The sequence below is a fragment of the Nocardioides sp. NPDC057767 genome (genome assembly GCF_042798275.1).
Taxonomy (GTDB): Bacteria; Actinomycetota; Actinomycetes; order Propionibacteriales; family Nocardioidaceae; genus Nocardioides.
On the sequence record NZ_JBHVKJ010000001.1, the window covers coordinates 127,223 to 148,265 of the forward strand.

The 21,043-nt window shown below is 69.8% G+C and carries 16 protein-coding genes; 6 read left to right on the plus strand and 10 right to left on the minus strand.

The features are described from left to right. Window positions 1–14 precede the first annotated feature (14 nt). Complete coding sequence (locus tag ACFVDI_RS00590) at window positions 15–1,865, plus strand: DEAD/DEAH box helicase (RefSeq protein ID WP_378899221.1); 1,851 nt, start codon at window positions 15–17, stop codon at window positions 1,863–1,865. 96 nt (window positions 1,866–1,961) lie between these two features. On the opposite strand, the gene ACFVDI_RS00595 is transcribed toward ACFVDI_RS00590, so the two are convergent. After that, window positions 1,962–2,600 (minus strand): permease prefix domain 1-containing protein, encoded by a 639-nt coding sequence (locus ACFVDI_RS00595; protein ID WP_378899223.1) that lies wholly within the window; start codon window positions 2,598–2,600, stop codon window positions 1,962–1,964. A gap of 144 nt (window positions 2,601–2,744) precedes the next feature. After that, the gene (locus tag ACFVDI_RS00600; RefSeq protein WP_008356007.1) at window positions 2,745–3,065 is read right to left on the minus strand and encodes a PadR family transcriptional regulator; all 321 of its coding nucleotides are present in this window, start codon (window positions 3,063–3,065) and stop codon (window positions 2,745–2,747) included. Between the two features lie 89 nt (window positions 3,066–3,154). Between ACFVDI_RS00600 and ACFVDI_RS00605 the strand changes: the two genes are divergently transcribed. The 3 genes from ACFVDI_RS00605 to ACFVDI_RS00615 all read left to right on the plus strand — a co-directional run bounded on the left by ACFVDI_RS00605 (window position 3,155) and on the right by ACFVDI_RS00615 (window position 8,389). Continuing rightward, window positions 3,155–5,245 carry an MMPL family transporter gene (locus tag ACFVDI_RS00605; protein WP_378899225.1) on the plus strand — a complete coding sequence of 697 codons (2,091 nt, stop codon included), beginning with the start codon at window positions 3,155–3,157 and terminating at the stop codon, window positions 5,243–5,245. A gap of 127 nt (window positions 5,246–5,372) precedes the next feature. Beyond that, window positions 5,373–6,392: an SGNH/GDSL hydrolase family protein gene (locus ACFVDI_RS00610; protein WP_378899227.1), complete on the plus strand. Its 1,020-nt coding sequence runs from the start codon at window positions 5,373–5,375 to the stop codon at window positions 6,390–6,392. A 197-nt stretch (window positions 6,393–6,589) separates the two neighbouring features. Continuing rightward, window positions 6,590–8,389, plus strand: coding sequence for a penicillin-binding transpeptidase domain-containing protein (locus tag ACFVDI_RS00615; protein WP_378899229.1), 1,800 nt, complete (start codon window positions 6,590–6,592; stop codon window positions 8,387–8,389). Window positions 8,390–8,648: 259 nt separating this feature from the next. On the opposite strand, the gene ACFVDI_RS00620 is transcribed toward ACFVDI_RS00615, so the two are convergent. The 3 genes from ACFVDI_RS00620 to ACFVDI_RS00630 form a co-directional block, all read right to left on the minus strand. After that, the gene (locus ACFVDI_RS00620) at window positions 8,649–10,160 is read right to left on the minus strand and encodes a flotillin family protein (RefSeq protein ID WP_378899231.1); all 1,512 of its coding nucleotides are present in this window, start codon (window positions 10,158–10,160) and stop codon (window positions 8,649–8,651) included. A gap of 15 nt (window positions 10,161–10,175) precedes the next feature. Continuing rightward, a complete protein-coding gene (locus ACFVDI_RS00625; protein ID WP_378899233.1) occupies window positions 10,176–10,691 on the minus strand; it encodes a hypothetical protein in 516 nt (171 codons plus the stop codon). 77 nt (window positions 10,692–10,768) lie between these two features. Beyond that, the gene (locus tag ACFVDI_RS00630; protein WP_378899235.1) at window positions 10,769–11,452 is read right to left on the minus strand and encodes a pirin family protein; all 684 of its coding nucleotides are present in this window, start codon (window positions 11,450–11,452) and stop codon (window positions 10,769–10,771) included. Window positions 11,453–11,467: 15 nt separating this feature from the next. Between ACFVDI_RS00630 and ACFVDI_RS00635 the strand changes: the two genes are divergently transcribed. Further along, window positions 11,468–12,718: a glycoside hydrolase family 1 protein gene (locus ACFVDI_RS00635; protein WP_378899238.1), complete on the plus strand. Its 1,251-nt coding sequence runs from the start codon at window positions 11,468–11,470 to the stop codon at window positions 12,716–12,718. 9 nt (window positions 12,719–12,727) lie between these two features. Here the strand turns inward: ACFVDI_RS00635 and ACFVDI_RS00640 are convergent, their stop codons facing one another. From ACFVDI_RS00640 to ACFVDI_RS00655, 4 genes are all read right to left on the minus strand, one after another. After that, the gene (locus ACFVDI_RS00640) at window positions 12,728–13,147 is read right to left on the minus strand and encodes an HIT family protein (protein WP_378899240.1); all 420 of its coding nucleotides are present in this window, start codon (window positions 13,145–13,147) and stop codon (window positions 12,728–12,730) included. A 10-nt stretch (window positions 13,148–13,157) separates the two neighbouring features. After that, a complete protein-coding gene (locus tag ACFVDI_RS00645; protein ID WP_378899242.1) occupies window positions 13,158–15,158 on the minus strand; it encodes an NADPH-dependent 2,4-dienoyl-CoA reductase in 2,001 nt (666 codons plus the stop codon). 481 nt (window positions 15,159–15,639) lie between these two features. Then, complete coding sequence (locus ACFVDI_RS00650) at window positions 15,640–17,088, minus strand: glyceraldehyde-3-phosphate dehydrogenase (protein WP_378899244.1); 1,449 nt, start codon at window positions 17,086–17,088, stop codon at window positions 15,640–15,642. Window positions 17,089–17,272: 184 nt separating this feature from the next. Further along, window positions 17,273–18,739: a protein kinase gene (locus ACFVDI_RS00655; protein WP_378899247.1), complete on the minus strand. Its 1,467-nt coding sequence runs from the start codon at window positions 18,737–18,739 to the stop codon at window positions 17,273–17,275. Between the two features lie 136 nt (window positions 18,740–18,875). On the opposite strand from ACFVDI_RS00655, the gene ACFVDI_RS00660 reads away from it, so the two are divergent. Beyond that, window positions 18,876–20,054: a CaiB/BaiF CoA transferase family protein gene (locus ACFVDI_RS00660; protein WP_378899249.1), complete on the plus strand. Its 1,179-nt coding sequence runs from the start codon at window positions 18,876–18,878 to the stop codon at window positions 20,052–20,054. Between the two features lie 87 nt (window positions 20,055–20,141). On the opposite strand, the gene ACFVDI_RS00665 is transcribed toward ACFVDI_RS00660, so the two are convergent. Continuing rightward, window positions 20,142–20,957 carry a hypothetical protein gene (locus ACFVDI_RS00665; protein WP_378899251.1) on the minus strand — a complete coding sequence of 272 codons (816 nt, stop codon included), beginning with the start codon at window positions 20,955–20,957 and terminating at the stop codon, window positions 20,142–20,144. Window positions 20,958–21,043 lie beyond the last annotated feature (86 nt).

Consider the following 21,043-nt stretch of genomic DNA (forward strand, 5'->3'; position numbering starts at 1 on the left):
GGGCCTACCGTTGGATGGTGAGCACCGACGCTGATTCTGCCGTATCCACCACTCCCGCGACCGAGGAGCCGATCGTGGAGGCAGACCAGGGTCCGACCTTCGACTCACTCGGTCTGTCCGCGGGCGTCCTCGAGGCCGTGAAGGCTCTCGGCTACGAGACCCCGAGCGCGATCCAGGCCGCCACCATCCCCACCCTGCTCCAGGGGCGCGACGTCGTCGGTCTCGCGCAGACCGGCACCGGGAAGACCGCCGCGTTCGCGCTGCCGGTGCTCTCCAACCTCGACGTCTACCAGAACGCGCCGCAGGCGCTCGTGCTCGCGCCGACGCGTGAGCTCGCACTGCAGGTGTGCGAGGCGTTCGAGCGCTACGCGTCCAACATCGACGGCGTACGCATCCTGCCGGTCTACGGCGGCCAGGGCTACGGCCCGCAGCTGACCGCGCTCCGCCGCGGCGTCCATGTCGTCGTCGGCACGCCCGGCCGGATCATGGACCACCTGGAGAAGGGCACGCTGGACTTGTCCCAGCTGCGCTTCCTGGTGCTGGACGAGGCCGACGAGATGCTGAACATGGGCTTCGCCGAGGACGTCGAGACCATCCTCGCCGACACCCCCGAGGACAAGCAGGTCGCGCTCTTCTCGGCCACCATGCCGGCGCAGATCCGTCGACTGTCCAAGAAGTACCTGCGCGACGCGCAGGAGATCTCGGTCAAGGCGAAGACCCAGACCGCCGCCAACATCACCCAGCGCTACCTGATGGTGTCCTACCCCCAGAAGGTCGACGCGCTGACCCGCATCCTCGAGGTCGAGAACTTCGAGGGCATGATCGTCTTCACCCGCACCAAGTCCGAGACCGAGTCGCTGGCCGAGAAGCTGCGCGCGCGTGGCTTCGCCGCGACCGCGATCAACGGCGACATCGCCCAGGCCCAGCGCGAGAAGACCGTCAACCAGCTCAAGGACGGCTCGCTCGACATCCTGGTCGCGACCGACGTCGCGGCCCGCGGTCTGGACGTCGAGCGGATCTCGCACGTCGTCAACTACGACCTGCCGACCGACGTCGAGGCCTACGTCCACCGCATCGGCCGCACCGGCCGCGCCGGCCGCACCGGCGACGCCATCTCGTTCGTCACCCCGCGCGAGCGGTGGCTGCTGCGCGCGATCGAGAAGCACACCAAGGCCCAGCCGGTGCAGATGCAGCTGCCCTCGGTCGACGAGGTCAACGCGACCCGTCTCTCCCGCTTCGACGACGGCATCACCGCCGCGCTCCAGGAGGGCGAGAAGATCGAGTTCTTCCGCGACGTGGTGCGTCACTACGTCGAGGAGCACGACGTCCCCGAGGTCGACGTCGCCGCTGCCCTGGCCGCCGTCCTCCACGGCGAGGAGCCGCTGCTCCTCGAGCCGGAGCCCGAGAAGCCCGCCTACGACGAGCGCCGGGGCCGTCGCGACCGCGACGACCGGGGCGAGCGTGGGGCCGGTGAGCGTCGCGAGACGTCACGGTCGCGTGGCAACGGGCAGCCGCTGGCGACGTACAAGATCCAGGTGGGCAAGCGTCACCGCGTCGAGCCGCGCCAGATCGTCGGTGCCATCGCCAACGAGGGCGGCCTGCGCCGCGCCGACTTCGGCAACATCTCCATCCGCAACGACTTCTCGCTGGTCGAGCTCCCCGCCGACCTTGCCCCCGAGACGTGGAAGGCACTCGAGTCGACCCGTATCTCCGGCAAGCTCATCGAGCTCTCCGAGGACTCCGGCGGTGGTCCCGTGCGTCGCTCGGGCGGTCGTTTCGACCGCAGCCAGGGACCGCGCCGCGGCGCCCCCGAGGCCGCTGGCGACCGGCCCCGCAAGCCGCGTCAGAAGCGCAAGTTCGACTGACCCGAGACGTCGCCCTCGTCGGCCGAAGCGTCATGCGCGTCGGCCGACTGGTCGCGTCGGTGACGTCTCGGCCGACCTGAGTGACGCTTCGGCAGGTCAGCAGGCGGCGAGGGTGCGCTGGGCCGAGGCGGCGACGAGCGCGAACGGGGTCACCATGAAGGCGATCGCGGCCAGCGCGACCATCACGGTGAGGCTGCCCGTGAGGGTCAGCATCGTGAAGCCGATGACCGGGATCACGACCGCGATGGCGAGGGTCCAGGTCGCGGTGAGCCGTGCCGTACGCCGGCCGATGGCGAGCCACCGCTGACCGATCGCGGTCACCGCGAGCGCGATGACGGCTCCGAGGGCGCCGATCGTGCCGACGTACTCGATGATCCCGTCGAGCACGCGGAACAGCCCGGCGTCGGGGGCCGCCAGGTGCGCGCTCGAAGCGAGGTCGATGCCGCCGTCCCACAGGAACGCCTGCGGGATCATGACGAGGACGAGCATGAGGGCCGTACGTCGCGCGGCACCGATTGCGACGGTGTCGCGGAACCCGGGAGCGATGTCGTCGACCGAGCCGAAGTCGCGCAGCGCCAAGGCCTCGGCCTCCGCGGGCGTGTAGCCCGCCGCGGCATAGGCGTCGGTCGCGTCCTCGAGGTGGTCTCCGGCCTCACGCAGGAGGTCTCGCCGGGTCCAGCTCGGACCGGGAATCGCAGCACGCAGATCCGCTAGGTAGACGTCGACGGCGCTCATGAACCCCATCTTCTGTCGCCGGCGGCCTCGGCCACATCAGGGAACTCCCTGAATGGGCGGCCACAACTGCCGATTCGGTCCCCAAAAGTGCCGACTCGGCCGACGTAGGTGACGCCTCGAGCGGCGGGGGTGACGCCTCGGCGGTCAGGCTTCGCCGAGCACGCCGGAGACGACCTTGGCGAAGGTGCGCCACTCCTGGCGGTGGGCGGCGAGCGCGTTGCGGCCGGCGGAGGAGAGCTCGTAGGTGCGGCGCTTGCGGCCGCCGACCTCGGACCAGGAGCTGTCGAGGTAGCCCGCCTTCTCCAGGCGACGTAGGGCCGGGTAGATCGTGCCGGTGGGGAGGTCGAGCTCGCCACCGCTGCGGGCGCTGAGGGCCTCGATGATCGCGTAGCCGTGAAGGGGCTGCTTCTCGACGACGGCCAGGATCAGCGAGTCGAGGTGGCCACGGAGGGCGTCGGCTTTCATGTAGACAGCCTACACAGCCCGTCGTACATTGTCTTCATACATGTTGTCTGTCTACAGGTAGCCAGGCAAAACACTGACAAGGAGACATGATGACCATCCAGACGACCACGAGACCCAGTCCGCTGCGGCGGCTGGCGTCCTTCTCCCAACGCCACCACTGGACCGCGCTGCTGTTGTGGGTGGTGGTGCTCGTCGGCGTGACGGCCGCGGCGCAGAGCATCGGCGACGACTACCGCAACTCCTTCGACATCCCCGGCACGCAGTCGCAGGAGATGGCCGACCTCCAGGCGAAGCACGGCGGATCGGCCGGCGACGAGGTGCGCGCGGTGATCCACGACGAGCGCGGTTGGAACACCGACCAGCAGGCCGTGGACGACTTGCTCGCCGCGCTCGCCGACGTCCCTCACGTGGAGAGCATCGAGGCCGCAGACCCGCAGCGTGGGTCGGTGAGCGAGGACGGTACGACGGCGCTGGTCACCATCGTGATGGACGCCAAGCCCGGCGAGCTCCCGACCAGCGCCTACGAGCCGTTCCTCGAGATCGCGGACGACACCGCGACCGATGACCTCCAGATCGAGATGGCCGGAGACTCGATGCGGGAGGTGAATGAGAGCGAGGGCGGCAGCTCCGAGGGGATCGGCATGCTCGCCGCTCTGGTGATCATGCTGTTCATGTTCGGCTCGTTCCTGGCCGCGAGCCTGCCGCTGATCACCGCGATCTTCGCGGTCGGCACCACGTTCGGCGTGGTCACGCTGCTCTCCCACCTGACCACGATCCCGGACTACACCGCGCCGATGCTCATGATCGTGGGGCTCGGCGTCGGCATCGACTACGCGCTGCTGGTCTTCTCGCGCTACCGCAGCGAGCTGCTCCGCGGCGCCGCCCGCGAGGACGCCACCTCGACCGCGATCGACACGGCCGGACGCTCGGTCCTCTTCGCCGGCGTCAGCGTGATCCTGGCGCTCTGCGGCCTCTACGTGCTGCAGCTGACCTCGATCCAGGGTGTCGTGCTCGGGGTCGCGCTGACCGTCCTGATGACCATGATCGCCGCGGTCACCCTGCTCCCGTCCCTGCTGACGCTGTTCGGCAAGCGTCTGGAGAAGTCGGTTCGCAAGCACGCGGCCCGGTCCCGTCGCGAGCCCGGTCAGCGCTGGCGGGCCTGGGCCTCAGGTGTCCAGCGGCACCCGTGGGCCGCCCTGCTCGTCTCCCTGGTCGCCCTCGGTGCGCTGGCCACTCCCGTCCTCGGCCTACAGCTCGGTTTCGCCGACGCCGGAAACGACGACCCCTCCTCGACCACGCGGAAGGCGTACGACCTGGTCAGCGACAAGTTCGGTCCCGGCGCCAACGGTCCCCTGGTGGTCATGACCGAGGGCTCGCAGGGGCAGGCGGCCGCGGCGTACGAGAAGGTCCAGGGGTATGCCGGGGTGGCCGCCGTGACGCCGCCGCAGCCGTCGGCCGACGGTGCGGTGTTCACCTCCATCGCCTTCCCGGAGACCGGCCCGCAGGACGCCGAGACCACCGAGCTGGTCAAGGACCTGCGCGAAGAGCTCGGTGACGACGTCCTCGTCGGCGGCTCGACCGCGGCCCTGATCGACTACTCCGACGCGGTCGCGAAGAAGCTACCGCTCTTCATCGGGCTCGTGGTCGGGCTCTCCGCGCTGCTGCTGATGTGCGTCTTCCGCTCCGTCGCGGTGGCGATCAAGGCGGCCGTCCTCAACCTGATCTCGATCGGCGCCTCGATGGGGGCGATGACGTACGTCTTCCAGGAGGGGCTGCTCGGGGTCGAGCCGGGTCCGATCGAGGCGTTCCTGCCGGTGATGACGTTCGCGATCGTCTTCGGGCTCTCGATGGACTACGAGGTCTTCCTGATCTCGCGGATGCGCGAGGAGTGGCTGCGCAGCGGCGATGCCCAGGAGGCGGTCCGGGAGGGGCTGGCGCACACCGGCGGCGTCATCACCGCGGCCGGCGCGATCATGGTCGTGGTCTTCGGCGCCTTCTGGTTCAGCCCGGACCGGATGCTGCAGGAGATGGGCTTCGTGATGGCGGTGGCGGTGCTGCTCGACGCGGTTGTCGTACGGTGTCTCGTGGTGCCCGCGGTGATGCGGCTGCTCGGGGCCGGTGCGTGGTGGCTGCCGAAGTGGCTCGACCGGATCCTGCCGCGTCTCCAGAACGTGGAATGAACCGGGGTAAGCGGGTTCCGGACAGTTACTTGGACATGAAACAAATTTCCTGCGGGGATACGTAAGGGCGCGTACAACCGAAGGGAAGGGCCGCGCCCCCAGCGGTCCCCGGCTTTCGGGAGTTGCCATGAACGTGATCTTCCGCCTGTCCAAAGTCCGCCTCGCGGTCTCCCTCACCTCCATCGCCCTTCTCGGCGCCGGCCTCGCCGTCGCCCCCGGCTCCCCAGCCTCAGCGGCTGGGGAGCCGTACGTCGCTCTGGGTGACTCCTACTCCTCGGGAGTCGGCACGCGCAGCTACATCAACGACGGCAGCAACTGCATGCGGTCGACCCTGGCGTACCCGAGCCTGGTCGCCGCGGCGAAGAGCTACAGCCTCAACTTCCGCGCCTGCTCCGGCGCGGTCGTCGCCGACGTCACCAACAGCCAGCTCAGCGCGCTGTCGAGCTCGACCCGCTACGTGACCATCTCGGTGGGTGGCAACGACGCCGGCTTCGCCGACGTGATCACCGAGTGCGCGCTCCCTGCCTGGGCGAGCGACTGCGCCGGAGCGGTCGCGGGGGCGCAGAGCTACATCCGCAACACGCTCCCGGGCAGCCTCGGGACGCTCTACTCCCGGATCCGGTCGGCAGCGCCCAGCGCGAAGGTGGTGGTCGTGGGCTATCCGAAGCTGTTCATGGGCGAGGACTGCAACGCCTTCACCTGGTTCAGCCCTCAGGACGAGGCGATCCTCAACGACACCGCGGTGCTCCTCAACAACACCACGGCCTCGCGTGCGAGCGCTGCCGGGTTCACGTACGTCAACCCGATCAGCCGGTTCACCGGACACGCGGTCTGTGACGACGTGGAGTGGATCAACGGGCTCTCCAACCCGGTCGAGGAGTCCTACCACGCCAACGCGGCCGGGCACCGTGACGGCTACACACCCCTGGTGAGCTCGCCGCTCACCGGAGCCACCGTCACCGCCGGTCCCGCGGTGATCGCCGCTGCCGAGGCGACCGGTCCCGCACAGGCCGCCAAGCAGAGGAAGTACGCCGCGCTCGACCGCCACATCGAGCCGAAGGTGTTCCAGCCGCCGACGCGTGAGCGTCTGCAGAAGCTCGCCGACCAGCGCGGGGTCGACCTGGACGCCTGGCTGGCGACGCACTGATCGGACGGGTTGTGAAGCCGAGCGTGGTCCACCGGTCACTCTCGGCTTCACAACCTCCGCGTTGGACGGGTGTAACCCAATCTTGGGGCCAAGGCTGATAGAACCGTTCCATGCGAGTCTCCCGGGGCATTGCGGCCCTTGCTGTCGCCTTACCGCTGCTTGCCGGCTGCGGTGGAGCCAAGGACCCCGGTCCGAGCATGTCTACCCTGACCACGGCCCTGAAGAGCGGCACGTTCACCAAGGTGGACTTCGTGGCCGAGACGGATCCCGCTGCCGTCGCGAGCGACTACCACGACCTCACCGGCAACCTGTTCGGGAAGCTCGGGGCGCCCGACGTGTCCGCGACCAAGCCCACCTTCACCGGCCACGGCACCGACAGCGCGAAGTCCACGCTCACCTGGGCATGGGGTCTCCCTGGCGGCCGGTGGACCTACGAGTCGGAGGTCGAGCTCCGCAAGACCGGTGAGAAGTGGGAGTTCGTCTGGGAGCCCACCGTCGTCGCGCCGACGCTCGCCGAAGGGCGCAGCCTGCACGTCGAGACCGTCCCGCAGCAGCGCGGCGAGATCCTGAGCACGTCGGGTGAGACCCTCGTCGCCGACCGACCGGTCGTCACGGTGGGCATCGACAAGACACTGATCGACCCGGTGGCGGCGCCCGCCGCGGCCCGCGACGTCGCCGCGATCGTCGGCATCAACCCCAAGCGCTACGCCAAGCGGGTCAAGGCAGCGGGGGACAAGGCGTTCGTCGAGGCGCTCTCGATCCGCAAGCCGATGATGACGAAGGCCAAGGCTGCGAAGATCGGCCGGATCAAGGGCGCCGCGATGCTCAACCGGACCCTCCCGCTCGGCCCGACGAAGGAGTTCGCCTCTCCGGTCGTCGGCATCGTCGGTGAGGTGACGGCCGAGATGATGAAGAAGAAGCCCGGGACCTACCTTCCGGGTGACCTCGCCGGCCTCTCCGGGCTGCAGGCCCGCTACGACGACCAGCTTCGCGGGAAGCCCGGGCTGCAGGTCTCGGTGCTCGGCGACGAGGGCGAGGTGCTCAAGAAGCTCTACAGCACCGACCCGATCGACGGGAAGTCGCTGACCGTCACCCTCGACTCGCGGATGCAGAAGAGCGCCGAGAAGATCCTGAAGCAGGTCGAGCCCGAGAGTGCACTGGTCGCTATCCGGCCGAGCGACGGCGCCGTGCTGGTCGCCGCCAACGGCGCGGACAACAAGATGAACCTCGCCACCTACGGCCAGGCGGCACCGGGATCGACCTTCAAGGCCGCGACCACGCTCGCGCTGCTCCGCAAGGGCCTCGACGCCGACAGCCGGGTCACCTGCCCGGCCAAGGCCACCGTCGACGGCAAGACGTTCAAGAACGACTCCTGGTACCCGAAGTCCGCGCTGGGCGAGATCACGCTCGCCCACGCCGTCGCGGAGTCCTGCAACACCGCCATGATCGGCGCGGCGAACGAGGTCGGCCACGCCGAGATCGCCTCGGCCGCCGCCTCCCTGGGCTTCGGCATCGACCGCGACGCCGGCTTCACCTCCTACTTCGGGCAGATCCCCGAGCCGGAGGGCGACACCGAGCATGCCGCGGACCTGATCGGACAGGGCAAGGTGCTCGCCTCGCCGCTCGTGATGGCCACCGTCATCGGGTCCATCCAGGCCGGGCACACCGTGGTCCCGAACCTCGTCCAGGGCCAGGCCGCCAAGCCGTCGGGCGTGGAGCCGCTCGCCGCCGACGAGGCCGCGGAGCTGCGTACGATCTTCCGGGGTGTGGTCACCGACGGCACCGGTCGTGGTCTGGCCGATGTGCCCGGCAAGCCGGTGATCGCCAAGACCGGCACGGCGGAGTTCGACCGCAACGGCAAGCGGCTCACCCACACCTGGATGATCGCGGCGCAGGGGGACCTGGCCGTCGCGGTCTACGTCGACGAGGGCGAGAACGGGGCGGCCACCTCAGGTCCGCTCGTCGAGGCGTTCCTGCGGATGGTCAACGAGCGCTGACCCCACCGAAATGCGTTGTGGCCCGGCCGTGAGGCCGGGCCACAATCGATTTCCCTCGGTGTCTCTCCACCGACGGGGGGAACAGTAGAGAGACTCAAGGGGCGAGCCTGGCGGCCTTTCGGCCGCGAGGCCCGGTCGAGGCTTGGAGTGCTCCCTCCCTACGTCGACGTGGATACATAACCAGACTTGTTTCTGGCTGTCACGTTTATGCCCCTTTTCTACAGAGTTCTTGACCCAGTGTTGGCAAGCTGTGGATCGGTCACTGCGGGGTGTGGTTGGCGGGGATCTCCGCGGCACCGTTCTCGCCGGTGGTGGCGACCGCCTTGCGGAGCATCGAGCCGAGGTCGACTCCCGTGGTGGTCTTGAGCATGTTGAGGGTCTGGACGACGTTGTCGTTGACCTGCTTCGGGATGGCGCCGGCACCCTCGGTGGAGAGGACGGTGAGGTTGTCGATGGCGCTGATCGGCGCGGCGACCTCCTTGGCGATCCGGGGCAGGACCTCGATCAGCATCTGCAGGACGGCGGCGTCGTTGTAGGACGCGAACGCCGCGGCGCGCTTGTCCATCGCTTCGGCCTCGGCCTGACCGACGGCCAGGGTGGCGGCAGCGCTCGCCTCACCCTCGGCCCGGGTCGCCTCGGCGCCGGCCAGACGCAGCGCCTTCTGCGCGTCACCGCGCTTGGCGCCCTCGATGGCCTCCGCCTCGGCCAGTGCGGCACGGCGGGCCTTCTCCGCCTCACCGGTGAGACGGGCCTGCTCGGCGTCCGCCTCGGCCGCGGCGATGGTGGCCGCCTTGCGGGCCTCCGCGGCAGCGATCTCGGAGTTGCGGCGGCCCTCCGCCTCCTGTTCGACGCGGTAACGCTCGGCGTCGGCGGGCTTGCGCACCTGGGTCTCGAGCTGCCGCTCGGTCAGCGCCGCCTGGCGTACGGCGACCTTCTCCTGCTCGGTGAGGATCGCCTGGTCGCGGTCGGCCTGGGCCAGCGGACCGGCGGCGGCCGCGGTGGCGGCGGCAGCGTCGGTCTCGGCCTTGATCTCGGCCTGCTTGAGAGCGAGCGCACGCTGGGCGACCGCGATCTCCTCCTCGGCCTTGATCCGGGCCTGCTCGGCTGCCCGGCGGGCCTCCGCCTCGGCGATCGAGGCCGCCTGGGTGATGCGGGCGGCCTCGGGGCGACCGAGGTTGGTCAGGTAGGAGCCGTCGTCGGTGACGTCCTGGATCTGGAAGGTGTCCAGGATCAGGCCTTGACCGGTGAGCGACGACTCGGACTCGTCGGCGACCCGCTGGGCGAACGCGGCCCGGTCACGGATGATCTGCTCGACGGTCAGACCGCCGACGATCGAGCGAAGCGCACCGGCGAGCACCTCCTGCGTGAACGGCTCGATCTCCTCCTGCTGGGAGAGGAACCGCTGCGCGGCCAGCCGGATCTGGTCGGCGTTGCCGCCGACCTTCACGATCGCGACCCCCTCGAGGTTGAGCTTGATGCCCTGCCCGGAGACCGCGCCGCGGATCTGGACCGAGATCCGGCGCGAGGAGAGATCCATGACCGCGAGCTTCTGGACGAACGGAACCACGAAGACGCCCCCGCCGAGCACGACCTTCTGGCCCGACAGGTCGGTGGTGAGCTGGCCGGTCTCCGGGTTGAGGACGGCCTTGCCCTTGCGGCCGGTGACGATGAAGGCCTGGTTGGGACCGGCGACCTTGTAGCGGCTGGTGACCAGCAGCAGGAGCAGGATGAAAAGTACGACAAGGCCGGCGATCGGCACCAGCAGTTCCATGGGGACCCCTTCAGGTCAGGAGGTGATCTCGCGCCACGTCGGCGCGACGGTGACTGCCGTCGGTGAGAGGACACCGGTCACGTGCACGGGGGTGCCGGGGGTGACGGTCCCGTCGAAGTCGGGAGCCTTGGCGTTGTAGGTCACCGTGTGGCCTCCGAGGGCGACCCGCACCACGCCGAACCCGCCGGCCGGGATCGTGGTGATCACCGCGGCGTCCAGCCCGACGGCGGCCTCGCCCGAAGGCGCCGCGTCGGTGTGCTCCTCCTTCAGCAGGCGGGTCAGCCACAGCGCGAACCAGGCGAAGAGCGCGCCGCCCACGACTCCGATCCCGATGGCCGGGAGCGTGCCGAGGGGGCCGACGGCGAGGGCGCCGCCGAACCCGAACGCGGACACGAATCCGCCGATCGCGGCGGTCGAGAACCAGTCGGCGTCGAGCGCACCGCCGAGGAAGCCGTCGAGGAGGTCGCCGAGTACCAGCGACACCAGCAGGAGGGCCAGCCCGACGGCTCCGATGATCAGGAACGTCGTCACACAATCCTCCACACTGAGCAGCAGTCTATGGCGGACTGTATCCACCGACCTCCTGCTCTGTCCGCGCTTTTATCGGCCTAGTCGAAGCTCCAGAGAAGAAGCTCGGTCGGTACGCCGGCACTGACCGTGAACTCCGGCGGCAGGTCCTCGCCGGCGGTGATCTCGAAGGCGTCCCCGGCGGTGAGCGGCTCGGCCATCCCGCTGCGCAGCAGAGCGCCGGAAGCGATGTGGAGATGGCGGAGACGAGCCTCCGGGAGGGTGATCTCGGCGGGGCCGTCGGTGCCGACGCGGCCGACTCGGAGCGACCCCACGTCCAGGCGGACCGCCTCGACCCACTCGCCCTCGACCGGGGTGACGTCGTGGACGGCGTACGCCGGGTCACCGGTGCTGCCCGTCACCCAGACCTGGATGAAGCGGGTGCCGGAGGCGGAGGCGAACTCGGAGTGGTCGACACCGTCGCCGGTGGTGAACACGGCGACCTGGCCGGGGGACACCGTTCCGGTGGCGCCGGTCGAGTCGGTGTGGGTCACCTCGCCGGAGATCGGCCAGGTGACGATCGTGACCCCGGCATGGTGGTGGTTCTCGAAGCCCTCACCGTTGCGCAGCAGGTGCTCGTCGTAGGTCACGATCGGGCCGAAGCCGACGCGACTGGGGTCGTAGTGGGGGCCGAAGGAGTAGGTGTGCCAGGTGATTCTTCCTGGCCGGAGGCCGGGTGGACGTTCCGTGAATCGGGCGGTTCCTCGGCGGATCTGGGCAGTCACAGTCATGATTGTGCCGTGGCGTTTCCCAAGTTCCCGACTGGCTTCGTGTTCGGCACTGCAGACGCCACCCGGCCGGGGGGCGAGCAGGATGTTGCGCTGCTTCAACGCCTCGGTGCGCCGGGATACCGGTTCGCGGTCTCCTGGCGTGAGCTCCAGCCGGGTGGGCGCGGTGTCTTCGATCCCGATGCCCGCGCTCGCTACGACCGCCTGGTCGACGAGCTGCTCGAGGCCGGCCTGCGCCCGTCGGCCACGCTCTACGCCGGCGAGCTGCCCGAGCCGCTGGCCGCCGACGGTGGCTGGCTCAACCGCGCCACCGTCGATGCCTTCGGTGAGTACGCCCAGACGGTCGCGGACCTGATCGGCGACCGGGTCCCGGAATGGGTTCCGGTCCAGGATCCCAACGTGGCCGGTTACCTCGGCTACGGCCTCGGCACGATAGCGCCCGGCCGGCGCGCCGGCTGGGGCGTCGTCGCGGCCATGCACCACCTGCTCCTGGCTCACGGCCGCGGCGTGCAGGTGCTGCGCGCCGCCGGGGTCGCGTCCGTCGGGTGCGCCAACCACCACGAGCCGATCTGGCCGCTCTCCGAGGACCCCGCCGACGTCGGCGCCGCCAAGCTCATCGACCTGGCCTGGAACGCGGTGCCCCTCGAGGCGATGCTGCTGGGCCGCTACCCCCGTGACCTCGCCGGTCTCGCCGACGACGTCGTGATGCCGGGCGACATGGCCGTGATCCGCTCGCCCCTGGACTTCTACGGGGTCAACTTCTTCGCCCCGCAGCGCATCGGTGCCTCGGCCGAGGGCGACGAGGTCCCGTTCCGGATGGTGCCGCTCGTCGGCTATCCCGCCACTGACACCGGCTGGGGTGTGGTGCCGACCGCCCTGCGGGAGTGGCTGATCATCACCCGATCCCGTTATCGCGCCGCGATGCCGCCGATCGTGGTGACCGAGTGCGGTGCTGCGTACGACGCTCCGGTGGTGGACGGCGAGGTCGACGACCAGGCCCGGATCGACTACCTCGAGGCACACCTGGAAGCGGTCTCGGCCGCGATCGAGCGTGGCGTCGACGTGCGCGGCTTCTACGCCTACACCCTGCTCGACCGCGACGGCTGGGAGGCGCCGTTCACCGGCAAGGACTGGGAGGACGGCGTCGGGGGTAAGTACGGCCTGGTCCACGTCGACGCCGCCGGGGTGCGGACGCCGAAGCGGTCCTTCGGGTGGTACGCCGAGATGGTCGCCGCCCACGCCGAAGGCGCACCCACCGGCTGAGCCGGCAGGCTAGAAGGCCAGCTTCTCGCCGATCGCCCTGATCGCGTCCATGTCGCCGGGGTGCGGCACCCAGGGGAGTGTGAGCGAGTCCTTGGACTTGTCGGTGTAGCGCGGGATCACGTGGAAGTGCAGGTGGAAGACCGTCTGCCACGCCGCCGGCCCGCAGTTGTTGAGTACGTTGACCCCGTCCGCCTGCAGCACCTCGACCGAGCGCTTCGCGACCGCCTGGGCGGCCTTCGCGGTCACGGCGTAGACCGCCGGGTCGGCCTCCAGGACGTCCTTGGTGTGCGTCTTCGGCACCACCACGGTGTGCCCCTCGGCAGCCGGGGCGATGTCCATGAAGGCGTACGTCTCGTCGTCCTCGTAGACCTTCGTCGACGGGATGTTGCCCGCGACGATGTTGCAGAACAGGCAGTCGGGATCGCTCATGCGAGGAAGGCTACAGCCCGGCGGCGACCTCGGTGCCCTGCTGGATCGCGCGCTTGGCGTCGAGCTCGGCCGCGACGTCGGCGCCACCGATCAGGTGCCAGTTGTCGCGCTCCGTCCACAGGTCGCGCACCGACTCCTGGCCGGCGCAGAGGATCACGTGGTCGACCTCGAGCGTGTGCGGCTCACCGTCGACGGCGTAGTGCAGTGTGACGGCGTCGTCGCCCGCCTCGATCTTGTCGTACGTCGCACCGCGGACCTGCTTGACGCCGTCCTGCTTGAGGTGGGCACGGTGGGCCCAGCCGGAGGTCTTGCCGAGTCCGATGCCGATCGGGGTGGACTTGCGCTGCAGCAGGGTCACCTGGCGAGCCGGGGCCTCGAGCACCGGCGTGGTGAGCCCGCCGCGGAAGGTTGCCGGGTCGCCGACGCCCCAGCGGGCCTTCCACTCGTCGAGAGTCTCGGGCTGGTGGGTCAGCCAGGCGGAGACGTCGACGCCGATGCCGCCGGCACCGATCACCGCCACCCGGCGGCCGGGGACGACCCGGCCGGCGAGCACGTCGGCGTACGTCACCACCCGGTCGTCCTCGGAGCCGGCGATCTGCGGGACCCGGGGCGTGACGCCGGTGGAGACGATGACGTGGTCGAACGGCTCCAGGTCGGCCGTGGTGGCCTCGGTGTCGAGGCGTACCTCGACGCCCAGCACCTCCAGGCGCCGGCCGAAGTAGCGCAGCGTGTCCTTGAAGTCCTCCTTGCCCGGCACCGCCATGGCGAGGCGGAACTGGCCCCCGATCTGCTGGGACTTCTCGAACAGGGTCACCGCGAAGCCACGCTCGGCGGCCGAGGTGGCGGCGGCGAGGCCGGCCGGACCGGCGCCGACGACGGCCACGGTCTGCTTGAGCTTGGTCGGAGAGAGCACCAGGGTCGTCTCGCGCGCGGCGCGCGGGTTGACCAGGCAGGAGGCCGCCTTGTTGGAGAAGGCGTGGTCCAGGCAGGCCTGGTTGCAGGCGATGCAGGTGTTGATCTCGTCGGTGCGGCCCTCGGCGGTCTTCTTGGCGAATTCCGGGTCGGCCAGCAGCGGGCGAGCCATCGAGACCAGATCGGCCTTGCCCTCGGCGATCGCCGACTCGGCGAGCTCGGGGGTGTTGATCCGGTTGGAAGCACAGACCGGGATGTCCACCTCGGCCTTCAACCGCGCGGTCATGTCCAGCCAGGCGCCGCGCGGGACCTGGGTGATGATCGTGGGCACCCGGGCCTCGTGCCAGCCGATGCCGGTGTTGAACACCGAGACGCCGGCGTCCTGGAGTGCGTACGCGAGGTCGATCGTCTCCTCCCAGGTCTGGCCGTCCTCGACCAGGTCGAGGATCGAGAGCCGGAAGATGATCGGGAAGTCGTCACCGACCAGCTCTCGCGAGCGGCGCACGATCTCGACCGGGAACCGCATCCGGTTCGCCGCCGTGCCGCCCCAGCGGTCATCGCGCTGGTTGGTCCGCTCGGCGAGGAACTGGTTGATCAGGTAGCCCTCCGACCCCATGATCTCCACGGCGTCGTAGCCGGCCTTCTTCGCCAGCGAGACGCTCTTGGCGAAGTCGGAGACGGTCGCGTCGACGGCCTTGTCGGAGAGGGCGGCCGGCTTGAACGGATTGATCGGCGCCTTGACGGCCGAGGCGCTGACCGAGAACGGCGTGTAGGCGTAGCGGCCCGCGTGCAGCACCTGCATCGCGATCGCGCCGCCCTCCTCGTGCACCGCGCTGGTCACCCGGCGGTGCTGGGCGGCGTGCAGCCGGGAGCTCATCTCGCTCGCGAACGGCTTGAGCCAGCCGCGCTTGTTGGGCGCGTAGCCGCCGGTGATGATCAGCCCGGTGCCACCGCGTGCGCGCTCGGCGAAGTAGGCCGCCAGCTTGGGGATGTCCCACGCGTGGTCCTCGAGGCCGGTGTGCATCGACCCCATCACCACGCGGTTGCGCAGGGTGAGCGACCCGATCGTGAGCGGGGAGAGCAGGGATTCGTACGCCATGGACGTATGCTACTCATGAGTAATAAGAAGCGGCCAGTGCCCGTCCCATTTGGCATTCCGGCGTACGAGCCGTGCGGCCAAGGCGGCGTCGCTGGCCGATCTGAAGGGCCTCGTCGCTGTGGATGGCGGTCGGGTCCTGGAGGGAGCGCCGGCGCGGGCGGATTCCGACCTCTGGCGCCGGGGTCATCGCCGGGTTATCCACAGGATCTTCCACAGGCTCTTGATTTCGGGTCGAACGATGATGCCTCGCTGCCTGGCGTCTCGCCCTATGGGGGCTATGACACGAGTCACGACGCGCGAGGCGATACGTCTGATCTGCGAGCTGCACATGATCGGGAAGGTCGAGGCGAACCGGGTGCTGACCGCCGGTCTCGGCAGGTCGGTCTGACCGACACCGACGCGATCCTCCGGGCATGGAACCGAGCTGCCCCGCCACGTCCGGAGACCGGACGGGACGGGGCAGCGTAGGGATCTTTGGGGTCTAGACCGCAGTCGGGGCCGGGAAGGTCGGGTACTCGACACCCGAGATCGACTGCACGGTGCGGACGACCTGGCAGGAGTAGCCGAACTCGTTGTCGTACCAGACGTAGAGGATCGCGGAGTCGCCGTCGACGATGGTCGCGTTGCCGTCGATGATCGAGGCGGCGCGCGAGCCGATGAAGTCGGAGGAGACCGCGTCGCGGGCGGTGGTGAAGTCCACCTGGCGACGCAGCTCGCCGGTCAGCGAGGCCTCGCGGAGGTAGTCGACGACCTCGTCCTTCGAGGTCTCACCCTTGAGCGAGAGCGACAGGATCGCGATCGAGACGTCCGGGGTGGGGATGCGGATCGAGTTGCCGGTGATCTTCGCCTTCAGGTCCGGGAGCGCCTTGGCGACGGCAGAGGCCGCCCCGGTCTCGGTGAGCACCAGGTTGAGCGGTGCGGAACGGCCCCGGCGGTCGGCCTTGTGGTAGTTGTCCAGCAGGTTCTGGTCGTTGGTGAACGAGTGCACCGTCTCGACGTGACCACGCACGATCCCGAAGCGGTCCTCCATCAGCTTCAGCGGCGGCACGATCGCGTTGGTCGTGCACGACGCGCAGGAGATGACCTTCTCGTCGCCGGTGAGGGTCTGGTGGTTGACGCCGTGGACGATGTTGGGGACGTCGCCCTTGCCCGGCGCGGTCAGCAGGACCTTCTTGATGCCCGGCTGCAGGTGCTGCGAGAGGCCTTCGCGGTCGCGCCACTTGCCGGTGTTGTCGATCAGGATGGCGTCCTTGATGCCGTACGCCGTGTAGTCGACCGTCGTCGGGTCGTTGGAGTAGATGAACTGGATCGGGTTGCCGTTGGCGATGAGCACGCCGTTCTTCTCGTCCACCGTGATGGTGCCGGCGAACTGGCCGTGGATCGAGTCGCGGCGCAGCAGCGAGGCGCGCTTGATGAGGTCGTCCTCCCCGCCCTTGCGGACGACGACGGCCTTCAGGCGCAGGCCATGGCGCGAGCCGGCCTTCTCGACGAGGAGTCGGGCGACGAGGCGGCCGATCCGGCCGAAGCCGTAGAGCACGACGTCCTGGCCGCCGTTGCGCTCGAGCTTGTTGTCGCCGGTGGCGCCGGCGAGCTTCTCGGCGACGAAGTCGTCGACGGAGAGGCCGCGCTCGTCCTCGGCGTACTGGACCGCGAGCAGACCCAGGTCGATCTTCGACGGACCGATGTCCAGCTTGGCGACCGCCTGGAGCAGCGGGAACGTGTCGGTGACCGAGAGCTCCTCGCCCTCGATCTGGCGCGCGAACCGGTGCGCCTTGAGGATCGAGATGTCGGACTTGCTCACCAACGACCGGCTGTGGACCAGGATGGTGACATCCTTCTCGCGGTAGAGCTTGCCGATGATCGGGATCATCGTCTCCGCGAGCTCCTCGCGGTGCTGCCAGTCGTTGAAGGTCTCGTCGGTGTCGCTCACAGCTCAACTTTCGGTTGCTCGGGAAGGCCTGGATCGGGCGGGGGACACACCCGGCCAGGCTCGATTATCGGTATCGCCAGAGCCCCGGCCACCTTGATCGATCCAACCGAGAACCGGTGGTCGAGCCTGTCGAGGCCACCCCACGAGGCGCAGTCGACGCTGCCGGTCCGAAACGACAGATCGCTCAGGGAGTGGCGGTCGCCGTCGGCTCCTCGGCCGGATCCTCGGTCGGCTCGACCGTCGCGGTCTCGGTCGGCTCGGCCGTCGGGGTCTCGGTGGTCGGCTCTGTGGCCGGCTCGCTGGGGGCCGTCGCGCTCGGCTCCGGTGCCTCGGAAGGCGTCGTGTCGCCGTTGTCCGTGTCGGGGCTGGGGACGACCTCGCCGTCGTCGTCTTCCGAGCCCTTCTCGGCGGGCTCCTCGCTGAACCCGGGATCCGTCCCGGTGTCCACGGAACCACCGACCGGAGTGCTCGGCGGCGTGCTGCTCTCGCCGTTGGTCGGCTCGGCCGACGGGGTCACCTCGCCAACCTTCGGTGCCTGCTCCTGGCCGGGCAGGAGGTCGGGATTGGCGGCCACGGCCACGCCTGCCGAGACCAGGACGACCGCCGCCGCGGCCATGACCGCGACCTTCCAGCGGCGCCCGGACGGCTGCTGAGGCTCAGCGAACGCGGGTGCCTGGGTGGGCAGGTCGGCGGTGTCGGTGGGGCTCAGGGGTGGCCGCGGGGCACGGGCGATCCCGCCGGTGAAGGCCGGCGGCGGCGCACCGATGGTGGTCTCCTGCTCCGAGGTGGCCGGGGCCGGCAGCAGGGTCCAGTCGCCGTTGGTGGCGAGGATGTCCGCGGCGGAGGGCCGGGCGGCCGGCGTCTCCGCCAGGCACGCCGCGACGAGCGGACGCAGGTAGACCGGACACAGGCTCAGGTTGGGCGACTCGCCCTTGAGGAGGTGTCCCATCGAGCCGATCTCGCCGCTGAACGGCCAGCGTCCGGTGGCGGCGACGAAGGCGACCAGACCGAGCGCCCAGATGTCCACGGCGCTGGAGAAGGTGCCGGTCTGGACCTGCTCGGGTGCCTGATAGCCGAAGGTGCCGACCGCCTTTCCGGTCTGGGTCAGTGCGGTGCCGTCGACGGAGCGGGCGATGCCCATGTCGATCACGCACGGGTCGGTGGCGCCGTAGAGGATGTTGCCCGGCTTGATGTCGCGGTGGACCAGCCCGACACGGTGCACCGCGGCGAGTGCCTCGGCGACCCCGGCGACCAGCTGGCGTACGTCGATCTCGGTCAGACGCTGGCCGGAGCTGACCAGCTTGCTGAGCGGTGGGTCGGCGACGTACTCGCTCGCCATCCAGGGCTGCGCGGCATCGGGGTCGGCGTCGAGGACCCGCGCGGTGAACCGGCTCTCGACCTTCTTGGCGGCCTCGATCTCCCGCTCGAACCGAGCGCGGAACCCCGGGTCGGAGGTGAGCTCGGGAAGGATCGCCTTCACCGCCGCCTTCATGCCTGTGGCGTCCTCACCCAGATAGACGACGCCCATGCCGCCGTGACCGAGACGGCCGGTGAGCGCGTACGGACCCATCTCGCGGGGATCGTTCGCGGTCAGCGGGCTGACCGAGGTGATCGGGAGGGACTGGGGGGATGTGGGGAATTCCCGAGACAACTTCTCTGCTCCTGTGCACCGGCGAGTGTGTCTCGGAGCGTATCGGACTCTGCGCCGCGATCAGGTCAGGCCGGGCGGAGGGTTCCAGACTCTGGATCCAGACTCTCCGGGGCCGGATCCTGCGAGGATGGCCGTCATGACTGAGTCGACGGAGAAATCCACAGTGACGCTGGGCCAGGGCACCGGCCCCCTTCGCGGGGTCAAGGTCGTCGAGCTGGCAGGGATCGGGCCGGGACCGCACGCCTGCACCATCCTCGCGGACATGGGTGCGGACGTGATCCGGGTCGACCGGCCCGGCGGCAACCTGCTCGGTGGCGGTGCCGGCGACCTGCTCACCCGCGGCCGCCCGAGCATCGCGCTGGACCTCAAGAACCCGGATGCCGTCGAGACCGTCCTGCGTCTGGTCGAGACCGCCGACGTGCTCATCGAAGGCCTGCGCCCGGGCGTGACCGACCGCCTCGGGCTGGGGCCCGACGCCTGTCTGGGGCGCAACCCACGCCTCGTCTACGGCCGGATGACCGGCTGGGGCCAGGAAGGGCCGCTGGCCCAGTCGGCGGGGCACGACCTCACCTACATCGCCACCACCGGCGTGCTCAACGGGCTCGGCCAGGACCGCGCCCGACCGCACTTCCCGCTCAACCTGCTCGGTGACTTCGGTGGCGGATCGACCTACCTGGTCATGGGCATCCTCGCCGCGCTCGTCGAGGCCAGGACCACCGGCCAGGGGCAGGTCGTCGACGCCGCGATCGTGGACGGCACCGCCCACCTCGCCACGATGATCTCCGGCATGCTCGCCTCCGGTGCCTGGCACGAGCAGCGGCAGAGCAATCTGCTCGACGGCGCGATGCCGTTCTACGCGCTCTACGACACCTCCGACGGTCGCCAGGTCGCGGTCGGCGCGCTGGAGGGCAAGTTCTTCGCCGAGATGGTCACCCGGCTCGGGCTCGACGGGATCTGCCCGGGGCAGTACGAGATGGAGCGCTACGACGAGATGCGCGACCTCTTCGCCAAGACCTTCGGGTCGAAGACGATGGCCGAGTGGGCCGAGATCTTCGAGGGCACCGACGCCTGTGTCGCCCCCGTCCTCACGCCCACCGAGGCTGCTTCCCACCCGCATCTGCGGGCCCGCCAGACGTACGTCACCCACCACGGCGTCACCCAGCCCGCCCCCGCTCCGCGGTTCAGCCGCACCGCCTCCACCTTGGGTTCGGGACCGGCGGCCAGCGCTGGTCAGCACACCCGCGAGGCCCTCGCCGCGTGGGGCATCGACGACGCGGACGCGCTGATCGAGAAGGGCGCCGCGTTCCAGGACTGAGGACCGGACCGCGGAGCAGAAACGGAAACGGCGCGGCGTACGACCCGGAGGTCGTACGCCGCGCCGTTCTCAGTGGCGCGGTTCGGCTCAGTCCTTGTGGACCAGAGCGGCAGCGCGGCGACGCAGGACCACGACGAGCGCGGTGCCGGCGGCGGCAGCACCGGCGAGCATGGCCAGCAGCGGCCACATCGCGGGCACGGGGGAGTCGCTCTCGCCGGCGAGACCGGCGTCGATGTTGGTCGGGACCTCGGAGTCGGTCACCGGCGCCTCGGAGGACTCGTCGGAAGCCGGCTCGGTCTCGTCAGAGGCCGGGGTCGACTCGGACGGGGACTCGGAGGGCTCCTCCGAGGGCTCCTCGGAGGGCGACTCGGACTCGACGGGCTCCGTCGGCGTGGGAGTCGGCGTCGGGGTCGGCTCCTCGACGGCGCAGTTCTGGAACCAGAAGACCTTGGTCTTGGTGTCGTTGCCGATGCTGCCCGGGGTGTGGATCGTGACCTTGGCGTGGAAGCCCTGCTCCGGGTGAGGAACACCGGTGGCGGTCAGGGTGTAGACCTCGCGACCGTCGAGACCGTCGTCGGTGCCGGCGCCGCTGGCGGCGTCCGCTCCCACGAAGACCTCGCTCGGGCCGTCGACGGTGAGCTCGCCGTCGTCCGTCGGCGAGTGCAGCTCGAAGCTGATCTCGGAGACGATCTCCTCGCCCTCGTCGAAGCCGTACCACTCGATCTCGAGCTTGCAGCCGACGTGCGGCTGGTTCTCGGGAACGTCGTCGATGTTGCCGTGCTGGATGACCTTGACCGTGCCGTTGTTGCCGGCCGGGTCGTCACCGGTGGCGAAAGCCGGGGCTCCTGCGAGCCCGGCAAGGGCGACGCCCGCGACAACCGCGCCGGCGCGTACGAAACTCAACACTGGAAAACCTTTCGAAGACCATCGACCGCACCCTGCGGTCCGCATGCAGCCTCAGCCACCGAAAGCGATGGGTGAGTGACCCC

What these genes read in the sequence shown, in the direction of transcription:
- ACFVDI_RS00590 (WP_378899221.1), top strand. Translation starts at nt 15, where the DNA reads ATGGTGAGCACCGACGCTGATTCTGCCGTATCCACCACTCCCGCGACC.
- ACFVDI_RS00595 (WP_378899223.1), bottom strand. Translation starts at nt 2,600, where the DNA reads ATGAGCGCCGTCGACGTCTACCTAGCGGATCTGCGTGCTGCGATTCCC.
- ACFVDI_RS00600 (WP_008356007.1), bottom strand. Translation starts at nt 3,065, where the DNA reads ATGAAAGCCGACGCCCTCCGTGGCCACCTCGACTCGCTGATCCTGGCC.
- ACFVDI_RS00605 (WP_378899225.1), top strand. Translation starts at nt 3,155, where the DNA reads ATGACCATCCAGACGACCACGAGACCCAGTCCGCTGCGGCGGCTGGCG.
- ACFVDI_RS00610 (WP_378899227.1), top strand. Translation starts at nt 5,373, where the DNA reads ATGAACGTGATCTTCCGCCTGTCCAAAGTCCGCCTCGCGGTCTCCCTC.
- ACFVDI_RS00615 (WP_378899229.1), top strand. Translation starts at nt 6,590, where the DNA reads ATGTCTACCCTGACCACGGCCCTGAAGAGCGGCACGTTCACCAAGGTG.
- ACFVDI_RS00620 (WP_378899231.1), bottom strand. Translation starts at nt 10,160, where the DNA reads ATGGAACTGCTGGTGCCGATCGCCGGCCTTGTCGTACTTTTCATCCTG.
- ACFVDI_RS00640 (WP_378899240.1), bottom strand. Translation starts at nt 13,147, where the DNA reads ATGAGCGATCCCGACTGCCTGTTCTGCAACATCGTCGCGGGCAACATC.
- ACFVDI_RS00645 (WP_378899242.1), bottom strand. Translation starts at nt 15,158, where the DNA reads ATGGCGTACGAATCCCTGCTCTCCCCGCTCACGATCGGGTCGCTCACC.
- ACFVDI_RS00660 (WP_378899249.1), top strand. Translation starts at nt 18,876, where the DNA reads ATGACTGAGTCGACGGAGAAATCCACAGTGACGCTGGGCCAGGGCACC.